Below are 21,611 nucleotides of genomic sequence, written 5' to 3'. Positions count from 1 at the left end.
GTTATGAGTTGAACCGGATGATGGCAATCGCGACGGATATATTTGTTTTACTCATTGATCAATGAAGATAACTACATTCCCAAATCAATGACCTTGGAGGAACATGCCGAAAAACTGCCATCCCCATAATAAATACAAGAGGAAAGACTCGTGGCCGATGCTATCGAAGAAAGCCGCTATGCCCGATTTGCCTTGCGTTGCTCCAACTTCGCCGAGCGCTGGTTCCCGGACTCCTGGGTGTTCGCCGCGCTTGCCGTGATCATCGTCGCCGTGGCGACCCTGGGCATGGGCGCTGCGCCCAGCGAAGCCGCCAAAGCCTTTGGTGACGGGTTCTGGAGCCTGATCCCGTTCACCATGCAGATGGCCTTTGTGGTGATCGGTGGTTATGTGGTCGCCAGTTCGCCGCCTGCGGTAAAGCTGATTGACCGCCTGGCGCGCATCCCGAAGAACGGCCGCTCGGCGGTGGCCTGGGTCGCGTTGATTTCCATGGTGGCCTCCTTGCTCAACTGGGGCCTGTCCCTGGTGTTTGGCGGTTTGCTGGTACGGGCGCTGGCCCGGCGCACGGATTTGCGCATGGACTACCGCGCCGCCGGCGCTGCGGCCTACCTGGGCCTGGGTGCCGTATGGGCGCTGGGGTTGTCGTCATCGGCCGCGCAGTTGCAGGCCAACCCGGCCAGCTTGCCGCCGTCGATCCTGGCGATCACCGGGATGATCCCATTTACCGAGACCATCTTCCTGTGGCAATCCGGCGTGCTGTTGCTGGCGCTGATCATTGTGTCGCTGATCATCGCCTACGCCACCGCGCCAGGCCCGAACAGTGCGCGGGATGCCAAGGCCTGCGGTGTCGACCCGGCATTCAACCTGCCCAAGCCGCAGGCGCCGACCCGACCCGGCGAATGGCTGGAGCACAGCCCGTTGCTGACTATTCTGCTGGCGCTGCTGGCGGCCGGCTGGTTGTTCCACGAGTTCTCGACCAAACCGGCGATCAGCGCCATCTCGGGGCTCAACACCTATAACTTCCTGTTCATCATGGTCGGTGCGCTCCTGCACTGGCGCCCGCGCAGCTTCCTCGATGCCGTGGCCCGCGCCGTGCCGACCACCACGGGCGTGCTGATCCAGTTCCCGCTGTACGGCTCGATCGCGGCGCTGATGACCGTGGTCAAAGGCGGCGACGGCCAGACCCTGGCGCACCATATCTCGCTGTTCTTCACCTCCATCGCGTCCCACGACACCTACGCGCTGCTGATGGGCGTGTACTCCGCAGTGCTGGGCTTCTTCATCCCCTCCGGCGGCGGCAAGTGGATCATCGAAGCGCCTTACGTGATGCAAGTGGCCAATGACTTGCAGTATCACCTGGGCTGGGCGGTACAGATCTACAACGCGGCCGAAGCGCTGCCGAACTTGATCAACCCGTTCTATATGCTGCCGTTGCTGGGCGTGTTGGGGCTGAAGGCGCGGGATTTGATCGGGTTTTCGTTCGTGCAATTGCTGGTGCACACGCCGTTGGTGTTGTTCTTGCTGTGGGCGTTGGGGACGACGTTGACGTATTTGCCGCCGGTGATGCCTTAAAAGCGGCTTCAAGCTGCGAGTTTTTAGCCTCAAGCTTGAAGCTTGAAATTTGCAGCTGCCTTAATTTCGTCACATTCCATTGCTACCGTCCTGCGAAACATCTTGCAACATTCGCCCAGGACTCCCGCACAATGAGTGACGAGCACGTAGACCGCCCCTCCACCGGTTCCGTAAGCCAACCGCCGGTCGACACCAGTCGTCGGCGCTTCCTCGGGGGCGCGGCGGTACTGGGCGTGGGCGCGACCTTGAGTGCGTGCGGCAATACCGGCGAAGCACCGGGGAAACCGATGCCGCGCCCACTCACCTCGCAGGAGCTGGATAAAGCCTTACGCGACAATGTGAAAACCGTCGTAGTGATCTACGCCGAGAACCGCAGCTTCAACAATCTGTTTGCAGACTTCCCCGGGCTGGAGAAACCTCTCTCGGCGCTTTCGGTGGCTGACGTTCAACAACGCGACCGCGATGGCAGCGTATTGGCCACCCTCCCCCCGACCTGGGGCGGCGTGTTGCAGGTAGGCCCGCAAAGCGTGGATGGCGTGACCTACCCGAGCGCCGTGCAATTCCAGGAGAACCTGCCCAACGCCCCGTTCGCCCTCAAGGGCCCGGATGCGCAGGACTTACCGCTGAGCCTGGTGACCCGTGACTTGTGGCATGTGTTCTACCAGAACCAGATGCAGATCAACGGCGGCAAGAATGACGGTTTCGTTGCCTGGGGCGATTCCGGTGGCCTGGTGATGGGCCATTACGCCCAGAGCCGCTATTCGCTGCGCCTGTGGGACGTGGCCAAAGAATTTGTGCTGTGCGATAACTTTTTCCAGGGTGCGTTTGGTGGCTCGTTCCTCAACCATCAGTACCTGATCAGCGCCACGGCACCGATCTACCCGAATGCCGCGCAATCGGTGGCCAAGGCGCAGATCGCCACGCTGCAAAGCGATGACCCCGCCGACACGCGCCTCAAGCCCTTGGACACCTCGCCGGCCAGCGCCATGGTCGGTCCGCCGCAGTTCGGCCCCAGCGCCTTGACGCCGGACGGTTACGCCGTCAACACGCTGGCTCCGCCCTACTGGCCGACCTGGATCCGCGACCCGCAGAACCCGGACTACGCCAAACCGGACCTGCCCAATGTGCTGGTGCCGCAAACCCATGAACACATTGGCGACAAGCTCTCGAAAAAGAACATCGACTGGGCCTGGTACGCTGGCGCCTGGCAAGCCACCCTGGAGCAATTCAAGGACTCGGGCGGTATTCCCAAGATTCCGAACTTCCAGTACCACCATCAGCCGTTCAATTACTTCAAGCAGCAGGGCCCCGAGAACCGTGCCGAGCGCGACAAACGCCTGCGCGACGGCGGGTTGGGCGATGAGTCGAGCACCAACAGGTTCTTCGCCGACGCCCAAGCGGGCAAGCTGCCCGCCGTGACCTTCTACAAGCCCCAGGGCAACCTGAATATGCACGCCGGCTATGCCGATGTGGCCTCGGGCGACCGCCATATCGTCCGCGCCTTGAAGCTGCTGCAGGAAAGCCCGCAGTGGAACAACATGGTGGTGGTCGTGACCGTCGATGAGAACGGCGGCTGGTGGGACCACGTGGCACCGCCCAAGGGCGACCGCTGGGGCCCGGGCACACGGGTTCCGGCCCTGGTGGTGTCGCCGTTCGCACGCAAAGGCACGGTTGACCACACGCTCTACGACACCGCGTCGATCCTGCGCTTGATCACCCGCGTGTTTCAGCTGGAGACCCTGGACGGCCTCAAGCAAAGGGATGCCGCAATGATCGCGCGCGGCCAGAAACCCATGGGGGATTTGAGCAATACCTTGCAGTTCAGCGTGTAGGTTCACTTATCCAATCGCGACACACGCGGCGATTTAGCACGCGGTTTTCCCGGTCAGCCGCTACTGTGTGAGGGTGGGCTTTCATCCCGCGCAGACGGGCTTTCGCTGACAAGGAACCAATTATGTTCAAACCGACCAGGCTGTGCTTGACCCTGGCCGCACTGCTGGCCAGTGCGGTCGTACAGGCCGACATCGAAGTGCCGTTGGGCAGTACACAGCGTGTCACCCAGTTGTTCGCGTTTCCCAATAACTGCAACGTGATCTGTTTTCGGCCCTGGACGCTGGAGCAGACCGCTGAGCACTATTTGAACCAGAGCCTGCAACGTGACGGCTACAGCCGCGCCAAGGTCAGCGTCAAGGTGCATGACGGCCAGGTTGCGGCAACCTTCAGCGGCGTGCCGGACGGTTACGGCCAGCCCCTGACCACGCTGCTCGATACCGCAGACCTGGCTTACCAAGGTGCCAGCCAGCTCAACAGCGACGGCAAGTGGGCCTATAACTGGTACTTGTTCCTGCCGCTGGGTATGGCCCTGGAAAACCGCAAAAGCATCGAGCTGCTGCACTTTCCGCCGGATTATTCGCTGACCCAGGCCCAGGATTACCTCGAATCGGCCACCACCGACCGCTGGGCGACCTTGCTCACCAGCAATGGCATTCCTGCCAGCGAAACCCCGGCCTACCAGACCATCATCGATATCGCCCCCATCGCCGCGCCGTCCAATGCGGGTAAAGACCTGGAAGCCGTCTACGGCTACTTCACCGACTACCAGACCCGCATGGTCAAGGAGCTGAGCCTGCGCCCCAGCGATTCGTTGCCGATGGTGGCCTTCGGCGCGCCGGTGCGCAGTTGGATCAAGCAACAATACGGGCAAACGGTGGCGGTGCTGGGCCTGGCGCAGATCAACCCGGAGCCGGGCAGGCCGGTCTCGGTGCTCGGCGCCAACCACCCAAGCTACATCTGGTACGCCGCCAGCCCGGACACGTACGACGGCAATGAGCAGAAGGCCGATGAGGCCGGCTTGAAAGTGATGGGCCAGGATCTGAGCGCAGCCTGCTGGCAAGCCGGCATGGGCCAGAAACCCGCCAGCGACGCGAATGTATTGCTCAAGGCGTGCATGAACACCTGGCAGGTCACGCGCAAGGAGCAGACCTGCGAACTGTTCTATACCTCGGTGCGCAACCTGAGTCCGGAGCAGGCCAACGCCAAATGCGCCACGCCCACCATCAAGGCCCAGCTGAAGCAACTGCGCGGTGCAGCGCCAACGCCCACCCTCGCGCCGCCCGCGCTATGAGGAGCACCCAGGATGGCTACTGTCAGATTTGACAGTAGCCATCGGCCCTGACTTCGGTGAGTCTTGCGCGGCGCCCATTTGCGCGAGCGTAAACGGACTTAGACTTCGCCCAACGGCCGCAGACGGTATTGCGGCGGCAATTGCTCAAAGCCACTGATGGTGGTGTTCAAGCTCTTCCAGCGGCCGTCCTTGATGCCATAGATGCAGCCATGGATCGACAGGCTCTGCCCGCGGTGCCAGGCGTTTTGCACTATGCTGGTATGGCCGACGTTGGCCACCTGCTGAATCACGTTCAACTCGCACATGCGGTCGACGCGCTCTTCTTCGGTGGGCAACTGGGCCAACACGTCGCGGTTTTCGTAGTAGAGATCACGAATGGTGCGCAGCCAGCCGTCGATCAGGCCGAACTGACGGTCCTGCATCGCGGCGCGCACGCCGCCGCAGCCATAGTGGCCGGTGACGAGGATATGTTTGACCTTGAGCACATCGACCGCGTACTGGATCACCGACAGGCAATTGAGGTCGGTGTGCAGCACCACGTTGGCCACGTTGCGGTGCACGAACAGATCACCGGGCAACATGCCGACGATCTCGTTGGCCGGTACACGCGCATCGGAGCAGCCGATCCACAGGTATTCCGGGGTTTGCTGGCGGGCGAGCTTGGCGAAGAATTCGGGATCTTCCTGTTTGATCGCATCCGCCCAGCGTTCGTTGTTATCTAGCAGGTCTTGTAGTTCGTTCATCAGGGAAAGCCTCAGGAATGATGCGCAGTTTTGTGACTGACAACCCCTCGTCCGGGTCACGCCTTGCGCAAATTAGCTTGAATCTTTGCGGCGCAAAGCCTGTCCACACACTATAAGCCCCACAGTATGAGGATTGGCCATGACTGAATCACGACGTCCCTACGGCGCTACGCAGCCCGAACCGATTGATGATAACGAAGACCGCATGGGTTCGATGCGCGAGCTGGATTTTGATGAAGAAGACCAGACCGCGGAAATCGGCGATGAACTTCCACCTGGCGAACGCGAGCACCTGATGCCCGACGAACGGGTACGCGAGGCCGGGCTGACCGGGGCTTCGACGGATGACCATGAGTCGACCGATGATGACATGAGCCCGGAAACGCTGATCCATGAGGATGGCGCGCGAGATGCACGGGAGGAAGGTGAAGATAGCCCGGCGGATTATGACCTGAGCATCGTTGATGAAGATGAGATTGGCGGTGGGAATGGGTTGGATGAGGCCGAACTGGCCGATCTGGACCCGCTCAACGGCAAACGCTGACCCAACTCGGGTCAAAATGTGGGAGGGGGTTTGCCCCCGATAGCGGTTTGTCAGTCAACTCATGTATTGGCTGAACCACTGCCATCGGGGGCAAGCCCTAATGCCAGTCAGTTAAGGCGACACCGAACCTGTGGCGAGGGAGCTTGCTCCCGCTGGACTGCGCAGCAGTCCTATTGTTTGCGGCCGCTTCGCGCCCCACCGGGAGCAAGCTCCCTCGCCACAAGTTATTTCTCGCTCCTGCTACTTCTTAACTGACTGGCATTAGGGCAAGCCCCCTCCCACATGGATTTCGGTGTTTAGTCGACCAGGGTGCAGGCCATCACGACTGCGTCTTCGCGGCCGCCCACGGCTGGGTAGTAATCGCGACGACGGCCAATCTCGTTGAAGCCATAGCGCTCATACAGGCGGAACGCACCGGTATTGCTGTCACGCACTTCCAGGAAACACTCACGAGCATTGGCCGCATACGCGCGGGACATCAGATGCTCGAGCAGTGCCAAGCCCAAACCTCGGCCCTGATTCTCCGGCTTCACGGTGATATTGAGCAGATGCGCCTCATCGAGGATGATCTGCACCACGCCATGGCCCACCTGCTGCTCACCTTCGAACATCAGCCAGATCTGGTACTTGCCCAGCCCGTCGAGAAAGATGCCACGGGTCCAGGGGTGGCTGAACGCTGCGTATTCGATCTTCAGCACGGCATCGAGGTCAGCCTCGGTCATCGGGCGGAAGGATAAAGCCTCACTCATCGGTTGTTTTCCAGCGCGCCATCAGCCGGCGCATGGCTTGCCAGATATCAGCCTTACGCTGTGGCTCTTCCATTAATAATTCCAGGCCCGGCAGGGCCCATACCGAACCCAGGCCTTCAACCTGCAGTTCGCGGCACCAGGCTTCGGCGTCCGCCTCACCGGCAAAGCGCACGGCGGGCAAGCCGATCAGCCACAGGCAGACGCACGGTTCGTCTTCCAGGCGTGCCGCAACAAAACTCTGTACAAAATCCCGCGCGGCGTCCGGGCCCTGGTCCATGGTGCCGCGCACCAGCAGTGGCCAGCGGACCGGGTCGCCGACAATTTGCGGACTGTCGGGCAGGCCGGCGGCGCGCAGCATGTCCTTGAGCAGCAGGTAGGCCGGGTCGCGCGACTGGAAACGTTCGCCGGTGGGCAATTCCACCAGCAGCAGGCAACGCCCGGCGCGCAGCAGTTGCAGGGCAAAGCGTGGCGGCGGCACGACCGGGGCCTTGGCCACCGGGGCAGTGTCTTCGGCGACCACTGCCTTGACCACCGGTGACGGGCGCGGCACCTCGATCTTCGTGCGCGCAACCGTCGGCCGCGTTTCGGGCACAGGCTTGATGACCGCCACCGGCGCGGCGGCTTCCTCGCCTGAAGGCGAGAACGCTTCATAGGGCTCCGGCGCCTGCAACAGCTCGGGCCGCGACGGCGCGGCAAACGGCAGTTCGGTGCGGGGCAGCCAGTTGACCACCTGCATGGCGCTCAAGTAAGCGCGACGTCGGGACTCGGTAAGCACAGCTCAGCCACTTGTGGATAACTAAAGAGCGGGGATTCTACCGCTGTTCGGCAACAATCGCCCACTGCACACTGACCGGCTGTGGATAAATCCCGCGCCCGATGCAGTACAATCGCGACTTTTAATCGCCAACCAGCCGGCCTTTCCCATGATCGAACCCAAGCGCGTCCTGCGCGCCCTCGCCGAACACTGGGCCTTACTTGAGCCACTGTGCGAACACTTCGACCAAGGCACCCTGAGCCTGGGCGAACTGCGCGCGCAACTGGCCGCCCAACAATTGGACAGCACGCCCCAGGACATCACCAGCCTGCTGGACGTGTGGATCCGCCTGGATATCCTGGTGCCGGTGGCCAAGAGCCCGAACCGCTTCGAGCTCAACGCGCAGATCCACGACTTCCTGGCGTATCTTCGCAAGGAGCACCGGCTTGGCCTGTGCCTGGAAATCGAAGCCTACCTGCGTCATCTCGAGCGCCTGGCCGGTTATATCCAGGACGCCTTCGACATCCGTGACGGCCACGACCTGGCCCGCCAACTGCGCCTGCTGGATATGCGCGTGCGCGACGTGCTGAAAAAACTCGCCAACGACGAACAGGCCCTCGCTGCCGTGGCCGACCGCGCCAAGACCAGCGACCGGCAGATCCCGTTGCGCCAGCGCTACGCCGAGGTGTTGGCCACCTGGGACGAATACGTCGAACCGATGATCCAACTGGTGAACGCCGACGGCGCGTTCGAGCAAGGCGTGCGCAAGGTGGAGAATGTGCTGCTGCGCATGCTCACCGAGCAACAGCGTCTGGGCCACCTAGTGGACGACGACATGCTGCTGCGCACCCACGCGCGCATCCTCGAGATGCAGACCAGCGCCCAGCTGACCCTGCGCCATGCGCGCGAGCTGCTGTTGCCGCTGCGCGAAGAAGCACGCCGGCACAACGCCGTGACCCGTGGCGCGGCGCTGGCCCTGTCGGCCATCCGCCGCAAAGGCCTGGACGCGGTGCCGCAGGCTGCCATGCCAATGTTCAGCCGGCCGCAAAGCACCTTCCTCGGCAGTGCCAGCCAAGTCGAGGCGTATGTGTACGCCCTGGCGAATTTCGAGCCGAAACCGGCGCGTTTCCCCAAGGCGCACAAGACCCACAAGGGCGAAGCCCCGCGCGCACCGCGAACGGTCAAGGAAATGCTCGAACGCTGCGAAGACGCGCTGCCGATGCCGGACCTGATGACCTGGCTGCTGGAGCAGGAGCCGGACGGCGCGACCGACGAATTGTTGTACTGGTTCTCGCGGCTCTCGCGAGAAAAACGCTTCAAGCGCGAGCGCCTGGAACGCCGCGATTACCACACCCACGAGCACCAGGTCAGCCTGCGCTCCTTCGCCCTGCTCCCGGCCAGCTCTGACGCGGCCGAGCACTCTGCGAGCATCCCAAATGCATCTTGATCTATCCGAACTGTCCCAGCTGGCGCCGATCTTTCGCGAGCTGTTCAAGGGCTACCACGTCAGCCGCCGCGACCCGGAGCTGTACGCGCAACTGTCGAACTTCCAGGACCAGTACCGCACGCTATTCAAGGCCCTGGGCTTTGAGCTGGTCTGCGATACCCGTGGCTTCTACTACTTCGTGCCGGACTCCGCGATTGCCAGCGCGCAGGTAAACAAGACCGCCCAGCGCCTGGCGTTGTTCACCTTCATTCTCGTCGAACACCTGGCCGACCAGGGCCGCGACCCGGTTGCCGTGCTCGATGGCGGCAGCCTGGGCCGCGATGAACTGCCGTCGTTACTGGAGAAATACCGCGACCTGTTTATCCAGGCCGAAGTGCAGACCCAGGAAGAACTCGAAGAAAAAATCATGCGCCGCATGACTCAGCTGGGTTTCGCCAGCGAAGACAACGGCATCTATCGCTTCCTGCCGCCGATGCATCGTTTCCTTGATGTGTGCCTGTCGGTCCAGCAGGACCGCGACCTCGCCGCCAGTGTGCACAGCGTCTTGCCGTTGCCGGCGCCGGTGATCATCGACGAAGACAGCGATGAAAAACTGCTGAAGACCGATGACCCGCTGGACTTGAGTGACTTCGCCGAAGACAGCGAAGAAGACGCCCTCGCCCGCGCCATTGCCGAAGAACAGGAGACCGACGCATGAGTAAGGAACGCTACGGCATACGCCGCTTCGCCCTGTTGAATACCGCCGGCTACAGCCTGGGTTTGTTCCCGCTGGAAGAACCGTTGTCGGTGTATGGCGCGAACAACCTGGGTAAATCCGCGTCGATCAACGCCTTGCAGTTCCCGATCCTGGCGCGCATGTCGGACATGAGTTTCGGCAAATACACCCTGGAGCAATCGCGACGCTTCTACTTTGCCACCGACACCAGCTACATCCTCGTGGAAGTCTCGCTGCCCCACGGCCCGCATGTGATTGGCGTGGTCGGACGCGGCCCGGGCGGTGGTTTCGGTCACCAGTTCTTCGCCTATGCCGGCAAGCTGGACCTGGCCCACTATCAGAAAAACGACACCTGCCTGCGCCAGAAAGAGCTGTTCACCAACCTTGAGCGCGAAGGCCTGAAGGCCTATGAACTCAAGCCCGACGAACTGCGGCGCCTGTTGGTGGGCGGCCACACCTCGATCCCGCTGGACCTGACGCTGATCCCACTGCGCTCCACCAGCGAACAGAGCCTGAAGACGTTCCGCGCGCTGTTCATCAACCTGCTGCACATGCGCGAAATCACCGCCGCCAAGCTCAAGCAATTGTTCCTCGATGCGTTTGAACACAGCCTGCGCTCCGGCAGCGTCGATTACATCGCCGCGTGCGAAGAAGCCTTCCGCGATGTACGGCGCATGGAGCAGGACTACAACTCCCTGGTGGCCGCCGGGCCGTTGGTCGAAGCACTCGCCAATGGCGTGAAACAGCGCGACATTTTGCGCGGCAAATTGCATCGCCTGTCGCCGTTGCTCGATTCGCTGTTGGGCACCTGGTCGGATTACGCCAGTGCGCGCAAGGAAGAGCTGACGATCCAGGCCGAACACTATCGCAACGAGCAGGATGCGCTGCAGAACGACCAGCGTGGCGGCACCCAGGAGCTGATGCGCCTGGAGCGCGAGATCAGTGGCATCCAACGCTGGTTGGGCGAGTTGTCGGTGCTCAAGCATCGCTTCGCGCTGGTCGATGATGTGCGGGTGCTGGAGCAGCAACTGCTCGCGGCCAAGGACGCTCACGACGAATTGGCGGGTGCGCTGGCGCAGTCGCGTCAGTTCAGCGCCGAGGACCTGGACGAGCGTCTGCGCGACCTGGAAAAACGCTTGAAGTCGGTCAAGCAGCAGCTCGATCACGCGGACAACAACAGCTACGCCAAGCTGCGCGAAGAATTCTCGCAACAGGATGTCGAACGCTTGATGCGCCTGTTCAACAGCGCGTTGTTCAGCCTGCCCCTGGGTGAACATGGCATCACGCTGGATGAGCAAGGCCAGTGGGTCAAATCCCTGGAACAGATCCTCGAGGGTTTCAAGGGCGAGCGTTTCGAAGTGCCGGGGCTGTCCATCGACCTCTCGCACATCGAACCACCGGCTTTGCAGGCCCTGGCGGATCGCGCGGCGTTGCGCGACCAGAAAGAGCGCCTGGAAAAAGAACTCAAGCAACTGAAAACCCAACATGCGGTCGCTTCCGACCGAGCGGCGAGCAAGACCCAGACCGAAGCGCTGTACCAGCAGGTATTGGACGCGCAGAAGGCGCTGGAAGATTTCCGCCGCACCCAGACTTTGAGCGCGGAGGAAGGCGAGAAGCTGGAACACCTCGCGCAGATGGAAGCGGCCCAGGATGAACTGAAGCGCTCCAGCGATGCGTTCACCGAGCGAGTCCAGCAGCTGTCGGCCAAGCTGCAACTGGTCGGCCGCCAGATCGGCGACATGGAAGCCAAGCAGCGTACGCTGGACGACGCGTTGCGCCGGCGCCAGCTATTGCCGGCGGACCTGCCGTTCGGCACGCCGTTCATGGACCCGGTCGACGACTCCATGGACAACCTGCTGCCGCTGCTCAACGACTATCAGGACAGCTGGCAAGGCTTGCTGCGTGCCGATGGCCAGATCGAAGCGCTGTATGCGCAGGTGCGCCTCAAGGGCGTGGCCAAGTTCGACAGCGAGGACGACATGGAGCGGCGTCTGCAACTGCTGATCAACGCCTATGCGCACCGTACCGATGAGGCATTGACCCTGGGCAAGGCGCGCCGCGCGGCCGTCACCGATATTGCGCGGACCTTGCGCAATATCCGTAGCGACTACGACAGCCTGGAACACCAACTGGCCTTGTTCAACCGCGAAATCAACAAGCGCCAGGTCTCCAACCTGCAGAGCTTTCGCATCGTGCTGGCGCCGAACAAGGAAGCCCTCAAGCATATCGACCAGATCATCCACAGCGCCGGTCAGTATGAGGAAGGCGAAACGCTGTCGGTGTTCGACCTCAGCCAGAGCGCCGAGCAGGACAACAAGAACGAAGAAGCCAAGGAATACCTGGCCCGCCTCGTGGCGGCCAACCATAACCAACTGGGCCTCAAGGACCTGTTCGAGCTGGCGTTCGAGATCACCAAGGTGAACGGCCAGCCGGTGATTCATACCGACATCGATGGCGCCGCGTCCAACGGCACCACCATGACCATCAAGGCGCTGACCAACATGTACTTGTTGCTGCACCTGATGGACCGCGACCAGGCCGGTCGCGTGCGCTTGCCGTACTACCTCGACGAAGCGGCGGACATCGATGAGAAGAACCAGGCAGCGCTGCTGGAAACCAGCCTGCAGTTGGGCTTCGTGCCGATCCTGGCCAGCGTGAAGCCGCAGGTGTCTGCCCAGGTAGCGATCGACCTGGAAGGCGGCAGCGGGCCGAACGGGATCTACATTGATGAGGCCGACTGGAAATATATCCGTCGTCACGATGCGGTGAAGGCCACCCTGAACATGCAGGCGGACGAGCCGGAGTTGGATGTCGTCTGACGTGTAGCGCTGAAAGGCAAAAGGCCGCGATCGTTTGGATCGCGGCCTTTTTTGTGGGTTTTGCAGTGATTTTCAAGGCCTCATCGGGGGCAAGCCCCCGATAGCCGCGCCTCTGTCTACTTGCCGAGTGGAATCTTCGGCGCCCAGGTCAGCCACTCATCCTCGAACTTGTCGAACAGTGCAAAGGTCTGCTGCGGCCGTGCCGGGTTGCCCATGCGCTCGCCTTCAGGCGTGGCAAAGGCGATACCGCCGGCAACCAACGTCTCCAGGGACTCGGTACGCACCGTCGCGCCCTTGAACAAGCCGAAGTCGAGCCCGAAGCCGCTGGTGTTCCAGAAGCGACTGCCACTGCGTACCAACGGCGCGTATTTGGGCTCGATCAGGATGTGCACCAGGACACGGTCGGCGGTCTGTCCCAGCTCATAGCCGGTAACTTTGCCCACGGTGACTTCACGGTAGGTGACCGGCACGCCCTCCTTGAGCGAACCGCGGCGTGCGGCGCTGAGTGTCAGGCTCAGGCCGGCCTCCTGATGCGCGACTTCTGGCGGCTGCGCAAGGGCGACAAAGCTCTTCTGCGGGCCGGCGTTTTTCGCGGCCGGTTGCACTTCGATGTATTGACCGGTGACCAGGGTTTCCAGATTTGCCGTCTTCATCAGGCCCAATTCGGGCTTGACCACCCAGAACTGGCTGCCAACCCGGGCAATACGGTCCGCAACCTGGGTGATACGCGCCTTGAGCAGCACCGATTGCATGTCGGCACTCAGGTCCACGCTCTCGAGCTTGCCCACTTCCAGGCCTTTGAAGCGCACCGGCGTGCCCGGGCTCAAGCCGTCGGCGCGATCGACCTTGATGGTGACCAGGGTGCCATGCTGATTGGCAGCGTCCCGATCAGCAAACAAGCGGAAACGGGGGATGCGTCGTTTCAGCGGCACATTCGGTTCCGGCGTTTCGAAGGCGATACCGCCGGCCATCAGACTGGCCAGGGATTCACTTTTCACCTGGATACCGCCGGTAAGCCCACCGGTGAGGGTGACACCGCTGGCATTCCAGAAACGTGTCGAACCGTTGACCAGGCTTTCATACTCTTTCTCGATATGAACGCCGATCACCAATTGTTTTTTCTTGCGTGAAAACTGGTAGCTCTGTACCGAACCGACTTTGACCTGCTTGTACAGAATCGGGCTGCCGACATCCAGCGAGCCGAGGTTGTCGGTGAGCAGCACCATGTGCAGGCCTGGGGAGCGCAGATCCAACGGTGGCGCCTTGGCGCGCGCCACGTATTCACGTTGTGGCGGGGTGCCTTTGTCGCCGGGGCGGATGGCGATGTAGTTACCTTTGACCAGGGCCTCCAACCCGGTAATGCCGGCCAGGGAGATGGACGGCTTGACCACCCAGAATTGCGTGTCCTGAACCAGGTAGTCTTCGGCCAATGGGTCGAGGGTCAATTCAGCGCTGGCGCTGGTCAGGTCCGGGTCGATCTTCAGGGTCTTCAGGCTGCCGACCTGGATACCTTTGTACATCACGGGAGTGCGTCCAGCCTGCAGGCCTTCGAAATCGGTGAGCTTGACCTTGACCTTGATGCCCGCGGCGGCGGCGTCGAAATCCTCGTACAAGCGGAAAGGCAGGCTCGGGTCGGTTGGCGGGCTGTCCTTGCGGTTTTCCGGGGTGGCAAAGGCAATACCACCGGCGACGATACTGGAGAGGGATTCACTGCGCACCTTCACACCGGACAGATTGGCGTCGATGCTTATGCCGCTGGCGTTCCAGAAACGGGTATGTTTGCGCACCAGGTTGGCGTAGGTTGGTTCGATATAGACCTTGATCTCAACCGTACTCTGGTCTTCAGACAGCAAGTAACTTTTGACCTGCCCCACCTGGATCTGCTTGTAGAACACCGGGCTGCCACGGTTCAGCGAACCCAGACGATCAGCCTTGAGGGTCAGGTGCAGGCCGGGCTTGGCGTCGGATAACGGCGGCTCCTCGGAAAGCGCCTTGAATTTGCGGGTGGGCTCACCATCCCCGGGGCTTGCGGCGATGTAGTTGCCCGAGACCAGGGTTTCCAGGCCAGTGATGCCGGCGAGGCTGACGCTCGGTTTGACCAGCCAGAAGCGGGTGTTGGTCTTGAGGTATTGTTCGACGTCCTTGTTCATCTCGATGGTGGCAATCACCCCGCGATTGCTGCCTTCGTCATCCAGCGCCAAGGCCTTGACCTTGCCCACCGTCATCCCTTTGTAGACCACTTCGGTCTTGTTGACTTGAATGCCTTCGCCGCTTTCAAAGCGGACCTGAATCTCGATACCTTGCTGGGAGTAGGCACGCCACCCCAGCCAGCCACCGATGATCAGGGCGATCAGGGGCAACACCCAGATGGCCGACCAGTTGGACGCAGGGCGGGTTTTAGCTTTAGGCAAATCACTCATGGTCGTCATCCGACTCCGTGTTATCCCAAATCAGTCGGGGATCGAAGGTTACTGCGGCAAACATCGTCAAGATCACCACACTGGCGAACGCTGCAGCGCCAAGATTGGCCTCGACACTGGCAAGCCGCCCAAAGTTTACGACCGCCACCAGGATGGCGATCACGAAGATATCCAGCATGGACCAGCGACCGATGAATTCGATAAAGCGGTACATGATAATGCGTTGTTGCGCAGACAGCGGTTGTCGGCGCTGCACCGAAAATAGCAGCAGGCCGATGCCCACAAGCTTGAACGTCGGCACCAGGATACTGGCGATGAACACCACGGCGGCAATCGGAAACATGCCGTGCTGTACCAGTTGGATCACGCCGGACATGATGGTGCTCGGGTCGCCTTGGCCGAGAGAGTTGACGGTCATGATCGGCAGCAGGTTGGCCGGGATGTACAGGATCGCCGCAGTCACCAGCAGTGCCCAGGTGCGTATGAGGCTATTGGGACGACGCGGGTGGATCAGCGCACCGCAACGGGTGCAGAGTTGCTCGTCGGCATCGGCTTGCTGCTTGTTCAATTCATGGCATTCGGTACAAATCAGAATGCCTGCATCAATTGCCCGCATGGTCATTCTCTCCTGACAGCGCTTGCCAGATCTGGTGGGGTGACATCACCACCTCGAGCAGAATCTGAACCATTAACAGACTGACGAAGCAGACCAGACCCAAGCCAAGCGTAATGGAGGCCATGTCAGCCAGCTTCACAAGTGCCACCAGTACGCCCATCAAGTAGACCTCCAGCATTCCCCAATCTTTCATATGGTGGTAGATGCGGTAGAACAGCAGTCCATAACTGCGACCGATGTTCCAGCGGATGCTGAGCAGCACAGCCAGCTGGCACAACAACTTGAGCAGGGGGATGCCCATGCTGCACAGGAAAACCACGACGGCAACGCCTTGCATTCCGGTGTTGAACAGGCCGACTACGCCGGTCCACACAGTGTCCTCCGAGGACTGCCCGAGTAGATTGAGCTGCATGATGGGTAGAAAATTCGCGGGGATATACAGCAGCAGTGCTGCCAGCACCAAGGCGAGGCTGCGCTCGACGACGTTGTGACGATGAGCGTAGAGCTCGTAACCGCAACGTGCGCATTCAGCCTTCTCACCGAGGGCGAGCGAGGGTTTGCGCATCAGCAAGTCGCACTCATGGCATGCCACCAAGTCGTCCAGGGGTAAATCCGACACCTCAAGGGCATCAACCGGATCGGGCATAAATAGGGCTCGGGCTCTAAAAAAGGTTAGGTGCCTATTCTAGTGGTCTGGTTCAGAAATAACTGTGCAAATTTGTCGGAGGTGGCGAGGGAGTGTTGGCGCTTTTCGACCGCCCAAAACAAAACCCCATCTGCTTTCGCAAATGGGGTTTCGGAATTTAATCTTGACGATGACCTACTCTCACATGGGGAAACCCCACACTACCATCGGCGATGCATCGTTTCACTACTGAGTTCGGGATGGGATCAGGTGGTTCCAATGCTCTATGGTCGTCAAGAAATTCGGGTACTGAGTCGTGGCAATGTGGCCTCGCTTCAGCAAATTGGGTATGGGATAGAAGTCGGTGTTTTGTGAGTATCGAACTTTCGGTTCATTGCGTCTTCACACACCGCAATCTGATGCTCTTTCGAGTAGTCAAATTGCTTGGGTGTTATATGGTCAAGCCTCACGGGCAATTAGTATTGGTTAGCTCAACGCCTCACAGCGCTTACACACCCAACCTATCAACGTCGTAGTCTTCGACGGCCCTTCAGGGGACTCAAGGTCCCAGTGAGATCTCATCTTGAGGCTAGTTTCCCGCTTAGATGCTTTCAGCGGTTATCTATTCCGAACATAGCTACCCGGCAATGCCACTGGCGTGACAACCGGAACACCAGAGGTTCGTCCACTCCGGTCCTCTCGTACTAGGAGCAGCCCCTCTCAAATCTCAAACGTCCACGGCAGATAGGGACCGAACTGTCTCACGACGTTCTAAACCCAGCTCGCGTACCACTTTAAATGGCGAACAGCCATACCCTTGGGACCGGCTTCAGCCCCAGGATGTGATGAGCCGACATCGAGGTGCCAAACACCGCCGTCGATATGAACTCTTGGGCGGTATCAGCCTGTTATCCCCGGAGTACCTTTTATCCGTTGAGCGATGGCCCTTCCATACAGAACCACCGGATCACTAAGACCTACTTTCGTACCTGCTCGACGTGTCTGTCTCGCAGTCAAGCGCGCTTTTGCCTTTATACTCTACGACCGATTTCCGACCGGTCTGAGCGCACCTTCGTACTCCTCCGTTACTCTTTAGGAGGAGACCGCCCCAGTCAAACTACCCACCATACACTGTCCTCGATCCGGATAACGGACCTGAGTTAGAACCTCAAAGTTGCCAGGGTGGTATTTCAAGGTTGGCTCCACGCGAACTGGCGTCCACGCTTCAAAGCCTCCCACCTATCCTACACAAGCAAATTCAAAGTCCAGTGCAAAGCTATAGTAAAGGTTCACGGGGTCTTTCCGTCTAGCCGCGGATACACTGCATCTTCACAGCGATTTCAATTTCACTGAGTCTCGGGTGGAGACAGCGCCGCCATCGTTACGCCATTCGTGCAGGTCGGAACTTACCCGACAAGGAATTTCGCTACCTTAGGACCGTTATAGTTACGGCCGCCGTTTACCGGGGCTTCGATCAAGAGCTTCGCGTTAGCTAACCCCATCAATTAACCTTCCGGCACCGGGCAGGCGTCACACCCTATACGTCCACTTTCGTGTTTGCAGAGTGCTGTGTTTTTAATAAACAGTCGCAGCGGCCTGGTATCTTCGACCGGCATGAGCTTACGGAGCAAGTCCTTCACCCTCACCGGCGCACCTTCTCCCGAAGTTACGGTGCCATTTTGCCTAGTTCCTTCACCCGAGTTCTCTCAAGCGCCTTGGTATTCTCTACCCAACCACCTGTGTCGGTTTGGGGTACGGTTCCTGGTTACCTGAAGCTTAGAAGCTTTTCTTGGAAGCATGGCATCAACCACTTCGTCATCTAAAAGACAACTCGTCATCAGCTCTCGGCCTTAGAATCCCGGATTTACCTAAGATTCCAGCCTACCACCTTAAACTTGGACAACCAACGCCAAGCTGGCCTAGCCTTCTCCGTCCCTCCATCGCAATAACCAGAAGTACAGGAATATTAACCTGTTTTCCATCGACTACGCTTTTCAGCCTCGCCTTAGGGACCGACTAACCCTGCGTCGATTAACGTTGCGCAGGAAACCTTGGTCTTTCGGCGTGGGTGTTTTTCACACCCATTGTCGTTACTCATGTCAGCATTCGCACTTCTGATACCTCCAGCAAGCTTCTCAACTCACCTTCACAGGCTTACAGAACGCTCCTCTACCGCATCACTTACGTGATACCCGTAGCTTCGGTGTATGGTTTGAGCCCCGTTACATCTTCCGCGCAGGCCGACTCGACTAGTGAGCTATTACGCTTTCTTTAAAGGGTGGCTGCTTCTAAGCCAACCTCCTAGCTGTCTAAGCCTTCCCACATCGTTTCCCACTTAACCATAACTTTGGGACCTTAGCTGACGGTCTGGGTTGTTTCCCTTTTCACGACGGACGTTAGCACCCGCCGTGTGTCTCCCATGCTCGGCACTTGTAGGTATTCGGAGTTTGCATCGGTTTGGTAAGTCGGGATGACCCCCTAGCCGAAACAGTGCTCTACCCCCTACAGTGATACATGAGGCGCTACCTAAATAGCTTTCGAGGAGAACCAGCTATCTCCGAGCTTGATTAGCCTTTCACTCCGATCCACAGGTCATCCGCTAACTTTTCAACGGTAGTCGGTTCGGTCCTCCAGTTAGTGTTACCCAACCTTCAACCTGCCCATGGATAGATCGCCCGGTTTCGGGTCTATTCCCAGCGACTAGACGCCCTATTAAGACTCGCTTTCGCTACGCCTCCCCTATTCGGTTAAGCTCGCCACTGAAAATAAGTCGCTGACCCATTATACAAAAGGTACGCAGTCACCTAACAAAGTAGGCTCCCACTGCTTGTACGCATACGGTTTCAGGATCTATTTCACTCCCCTCTCCGGGGTTCTTTTCGCCTTTCCCTCACGGTACTAGTTCACTATCGGTCAGTCAGTAGTATTTAGCCTTGGAGGATGGTCCCCCCATATTCAGACAAAGTTTCTCGTGCTCCGTCCTACTCGATTTCATGACTAAGAGATTTTCGCGTACAGGGCTATCACCCACTATGGCCGCACTTTCCAGAGCGTTCCGCTAATCTCAAAGCCACTTAAGGGCTAGTCCCCGTTCGCTCGCCACTACTAAGGGAATCTCGGTTGATTTCTTTTCCTCAGGGTACTTAGATGTTTCAGTTCCCCTGGTTCGCTCCATACACCTATGTATTCAGTGTAAGGTAACCATCTTATGATGGCTGGGTTCCCCCATTCAGACATCTCCGGATCAAAGTCTGTTTGCCGACTCCCCGAAGCTTTTCGCAGGCTACCACGTCTTTCATCGCCTCTGACTGCCAAGGCATCCACCGTATGCGCTTCTTCACTTGACCATATAACCCCAAGCAATCTGGTTATACTGTGAAGACAACATTCGCCGAAAATTCGATCATACTCAATTAAGAGCGACTCACAAATTTTACCTTAGCCTGAGCCGTTACCAGTGAAAGTAACGTCCAGTCTATCTTTCTATCACATACCCAAATTTTTAAAGAACGAACTAGTCAAAGACTAGAAATCAACATTCACCATCACAGCGATGGAATGCTCATTTCTAAGCTTTCTACAAACAGAAGCAGTAGTGGTGGAGCCAAACGGGATCGAACCGTTGACCTCCTGCGTGCAAGGCAGGCGCTCTCCCAGCTGAGCTATGGCCCCGTATTTCTACAGGCGTTTCCCACACAAAATTGGTGGGTCTGGGCAGATTCGAACTGCCGACCTCACCCTTATCAGGGGTGCGCTCTAACCAACTGAGCTACAGACCCAATTTCGAGCTGCTAAGGCCGACCTCACCCTGCTCTTTACCACAAAGCATGGGGTGCGCTCTAACCAACTAAGCTACAACCCTTTGGGCTGCTTCTTTTCGTCTTCTTCAATGAATCAAGCAATTCGTGTGGGAGCTCATGAAGCAGCTGATGTCGTCGATTAAGGAGGTGATCCAGCCGCAGGTTCCCCTACGGCTACCTTGTTACGACTTCACCCCAGTCATGAATCACACCGTGGTAACCGTCCTCCCGAAGGTTAGACTAGCTACTTCTGGTGCAACCCACTCCCATGGTGTGACGGGCGGTGTGTACAAGGCCCGGGAACGTATTCACCGCGACATTCTGATTCGCGATTACTAGCGATTCCGACTTCACGCAGTCGAGTTGCAGACTGCGATCCGGACTACGATCGGTTTTCTGGGATTAGCTCCACCTCGCGGCTTGGCAACCCTCTGTACCGACCATTGTAGCACGTGTGTAGCCCAGGCCGTAAGGGCCATGATGACTTGACGTCATCCCCACCTTCCTCCGGTTTGTCACCGGCAGTCTCCTTAGAGTGCCCACCATAACGTGCTGGTAACTAAGGACAAGGGTTGCGCTCGTTACGGGACTTAACCCAACATCTCACGACACGAGCTGACGACAGCCATGCAGCACCTGTCTCAATGTTCCCGAAGGCACCAATCCATCTCTGGAAAGTTCATTGGATGTCAAGGCCTGGTAAGGTTCTTCGCGTTGCTTCGAATTAAACCACATGCTCCACCGCTTGTGCGGGCCCCCGTCAATTCATTTGAGTTTTAACCTTGCGGCCGTACTCCCCAGGCGGTCAACTTAATGCGTTAGCTGCGCCACTAAGAGCTCAAGGCTCCCAACGGCTAGTTGACATCGTTTACGGCGTGGACTACCAGGGTATCTAATCCTGTTTGCTCCCCACGCTTTCGCACCTCAGTGTCAGTGTTGGTCCAGGTGGTCGCCTTCGCCACTGGTGTTCCTTCCTATATCTACGCATTTCACCGCTACACAGGAAATTCCACCACCCTCTACCACACTCTAGTCAGTCAGTTTTGAATGCAGTTCCCAGGTTGAGCCCGGGGATTTCACATCCAACTTAACAAACCACCTACGCGCGCTTTACGCCCAGTAATTCCGATTAACGCTTGCACCCTCTGTATTACCGCGGCTGCTGGCACAGAGTTAGCCGGTGCTTATTCTGTCGGTAACGTCAAAACAATCACGTATTAGGTAACTGCCCTTCCTCCCAACTTAAAGTGCTTTACAATCCGAAGACCTTCTTCACACACGCGGCATGGCTGGATCAGGCTTTCGCCCATTGTCCAATATTCCCCACTGCTGCCTCCCGTAGGAGTCTGGACCGTGTCTCAGTTCCAGTGTGACTGATCATCCTCTCAGACCAGTTACGGATCGTCGCCTTGGTGAGCCATTACCTCACCAACTAGCTAATCCGACCTAGGCTCATCTGATAGCGCAAGGCCCGAAGGTCCCCTGCTTTCTCCCGTAGGACGTATGCGGTATTAGCGTCCGTTTCCGAACGTTATCCCCCACTACCAGGCAGATTCCTAGGCATTACTCACCCGTCCGCCGCTCTCAAGAGAAGCAAGCTTCTCTCTACCGCTCGACTTGCATGTGTTAGGCCTGCCGCCAGCGTTCAATCTGAGCCATGATCAAACTCTTCAGTTCAAACATCTT

13 protein-coding genes, 2 tRNA genes and 3 rRNA genes are annotated in these 21,611 nt (G+C 58.9%); 7 read left to right on the top strand and 11 right to left on the bottom strand.

Annotated features, from left to right (window positions below; translation table 11 throughout):
* The first annotated feature begins 150 nt into the window (after positions 1–150).
* The 3 genes from C4J85_RS03365 to C4J85_RS03355 all read left to right on the top strand — a co-directional run bounded on the left by C4J85_RS03365 (position 151) and on the right by C4J85_RS03355 (position 4,693).
* Positions 151–1,569 (top strand): short-chain fatty acid transporter, encoded by a 1,419-nt coding sequence (locus C4J85_RS03365; RefSeq protein ID WP_124361165.1) that lies wholly within the window; start codon positions 151–153, stop codon positions 1,567–1,569.
* A gap of 131 nt (positions 1,570–1,700) precedes the next feature.
* Positions 1,701–3,401, top strand: coding sequence for an acid phosphatase (gene acpA / locus C4J85_RS03360; protein WP_124408991.1), 1,701 nt, complete (start codon positions 1,701–1,703; stop codon positions 3,399–3,401).
* 122 nt (positions 3,402–3,523) lie between these two features.
* The gene (locus C4J85_RS03355; RefSeq protein ID WP_124408990.1) at positions 3,524–4,693 is read left to right on the top strand and encodes a hypothetical protein; all 1,170 of its coding nucleotides are present in this window, start codon (positions 3,524–3,526) and stop codon (positions 4,691–4,693) included.
* A gap of 98 nt (positions 4,694–4,791) precedes the next feature.
* Here C4J85_RS03355 and can read toward each other — a convergent pair whose 3' ends face one another.
* On the bottom strand, positions 4,792–5,436 hold the full coding sequence (can, locus tag C4J85_RS03350) for a carbonate dehydratase (RefSeq protein ID WP_124361159.1): 645 nt from the start codon (positions 5,434–5,436) through the stop codon (positions 4,792–4,794).
* Positions 5,437–5,575: 139 nt separating this feature from the next.
* Between can and C4J85_RS03345 the strand changes: the two genes are divergently transcribed.
* Positions 5,576–5,980 carry a serine kinase/phosphatase gene (locus C4J85_RS03345; protein WP_124408989.1) on the top strand — a complete coding sequence of 135 codons (405 nt, stop codon included), beginning with the start codon at positions 5,576–5,578 and terminating at the stop codon, positions 5,978–5,980.
* 296 nt (positions 5,981–6,276) lie between these two features.
* On the opposite strand, the gene rimI is transcribed toward C4J85_RS03345, so the two are convergent.
* On the bottom strand, positions 6,277–6,729 hold the full coding sequence (rimI, locus tag C4J85_RS03340) for a ribosomal protein S18-alanine N-acetyltransferase (protein WP_003188286.1): 453 nt from the start codon (positions 6,727–6,729) through the stop codon (positions 6,277–6,279).
* Entirely contained in the window at positions 6,722–7,465 is a 744-nt protein-coding gene (locus C4J85_RS03335; RefSeq protein WP_124411161.1) for an energy transducer TonB, read from the bottom strand. Before C4J85_RS03335 ends, rimI begins: the two co-directional genes overlap by 8 nt.
* A 187-nt stretch (positions 7,466–7,652) precedes the next feature.
* Between C4J85_RS03335 and mksB the strand changes: the two genes are divergently transcribed.
* Genes mksB through mksF form a run of 3 tightly spaced genes read left to right on the top strand, consistent with a single transcriptional unit; the run spans position 7,653 to position 12,464 of the window.
* On the top strand, positions 7,653–8,930 hold the full coding sequence (gene mksB, locus C4J85_RS03330) for an Mks condensin complex protein MksB (protein WP_124361157.1): 1,278 nt from the start codon (positions 7,653–7,655) through the stop codon (positions 8,928–8,930).
* Entirely contained in the window at positions 8,920–9,627 is a 708-nt protein-coding gene (gene mksE / locus C4J85_RS03325) for an Mks condensin complex protein MksE (RefSeq protein ID WP_124365719.1), read from the top strand. Before mksB ends, mksE begins: the two co-directional genes overlap by 11 nt.
* Complete coding sequence (gene mksF / locus C4J85_RS03320) at positions 9,624–12,464, top strand: Mks condensin complex protein MksF (RefSeq protein WP_124408988.1); 2,841 nt, start codon at positions 9,624–9,626, stop codon at positions 12,462–12,464. Before mksE ends, mksF begins: the two co-directional genes overlap by 4 nt.
* 116 nt (positions 12,465–12,580) lie before the next feature.
* On the opposite strand, the gene C4J85_RS03315 is transcribed toward mksF, so the two are convergent.
* The 8 genes from C4J85_RS03315 to C4J85_RS03280 form a co-directional block, all read right to left on the bottom strand.
* On the bottom strand, positions 12,581–14,884 hold the full coding sequence (locus C4J85_RS03315; protein ID WP_124408987.1) for a PqiB family protein: 2,304 nt from the start codon (positions 14,882–14,884) through the stop codon (positions 12,581–12,583).
* Positions 14,877–15,500 carry a paraquat-inducible protein A gene (locus tag C4J85_RS03310; RefSeq protein WP_124361153.1) on the bottom strand — a complete coding sequence of 208 codons (624 nt, stop codon included), beginning with the start codon at positions 15,498–15,500 and terminating at the stop codon, positions 14,877–14,879. Before C4J85_RS03310 ends, C4J85_RS03315 begins: the two co-directional genes overlap by 8 nt.
* Positions 15,487–16,146, bottom strand: a complete 660-nt coding sequence (locus tag C4J85_RS03305) for a paraquat-inducible protein A (RefSeq protein WP_124365716.1) — start codon at positions 16,144–16,146, stop codon at positions 15,487–15,489. The genes C4J85_RS03310 and C4J85_RS03305 overlap by 14 nt, the downstream gene beginning before the upstream one ends.
* 161 nt (positions 16,147–16,307) lie before the next feature.
* Positions 16,308–16,423: ribosomal RNA gene (rrf, locus tag C4J85_RS03300) — 5S ribosomal RNA — on the bottom strand.
* Positions 16,424–16,580: 157 nt separating this feature from the next.
* A 23S ribosomal RNA gene (locus C4J85_RS03295) occupies positions 16,581–19,472 on the bottom strand.
* A gap of 249 nt (positions 19,473–19,721) precedes the next feature.
* A tRNA-Ala gene (locus tag C4J85_RS03290) sits at positions 19,722–19,797 on the bottom strand.
* A gap of 30 nt (positions 19,798–19,827) precedes the next feature.
* Positions 19,828–19,904 (bottom strand) — tRNA-Ile (locus tag C4J85_RS03285).
* A 161-nt stretch (positions 19,905–20,065) separates the two neighbouring features.
* Positions 20,066–21,602 (bottom strand): 16S ribosomal RNA (locus C4J85_RS03280).
* The 16S, 23S and 5S rRNA genes sit together here with 2 tRNA genes alongside, the layout of an rRNA operon.
* Positions 21,603–21,611: the final 9 nt, after the last annotated feature.

The sequence above is a fragment of the Pseudomonas sp. R4-34-07 genome (assembly GCF_003852375.1).
In the GTDB taxonomy this organism is placed as follows: Bacteria; Pseudomonadota; Gammaproteobacteria; order Pseudomonadales; family Pseudomonadaceae; genus Aquipseudomonas.
Note: the sequence above shows the minus strand (reverse complement) of the source record. Positions and strands in the feature narration are given on the sequence as shown.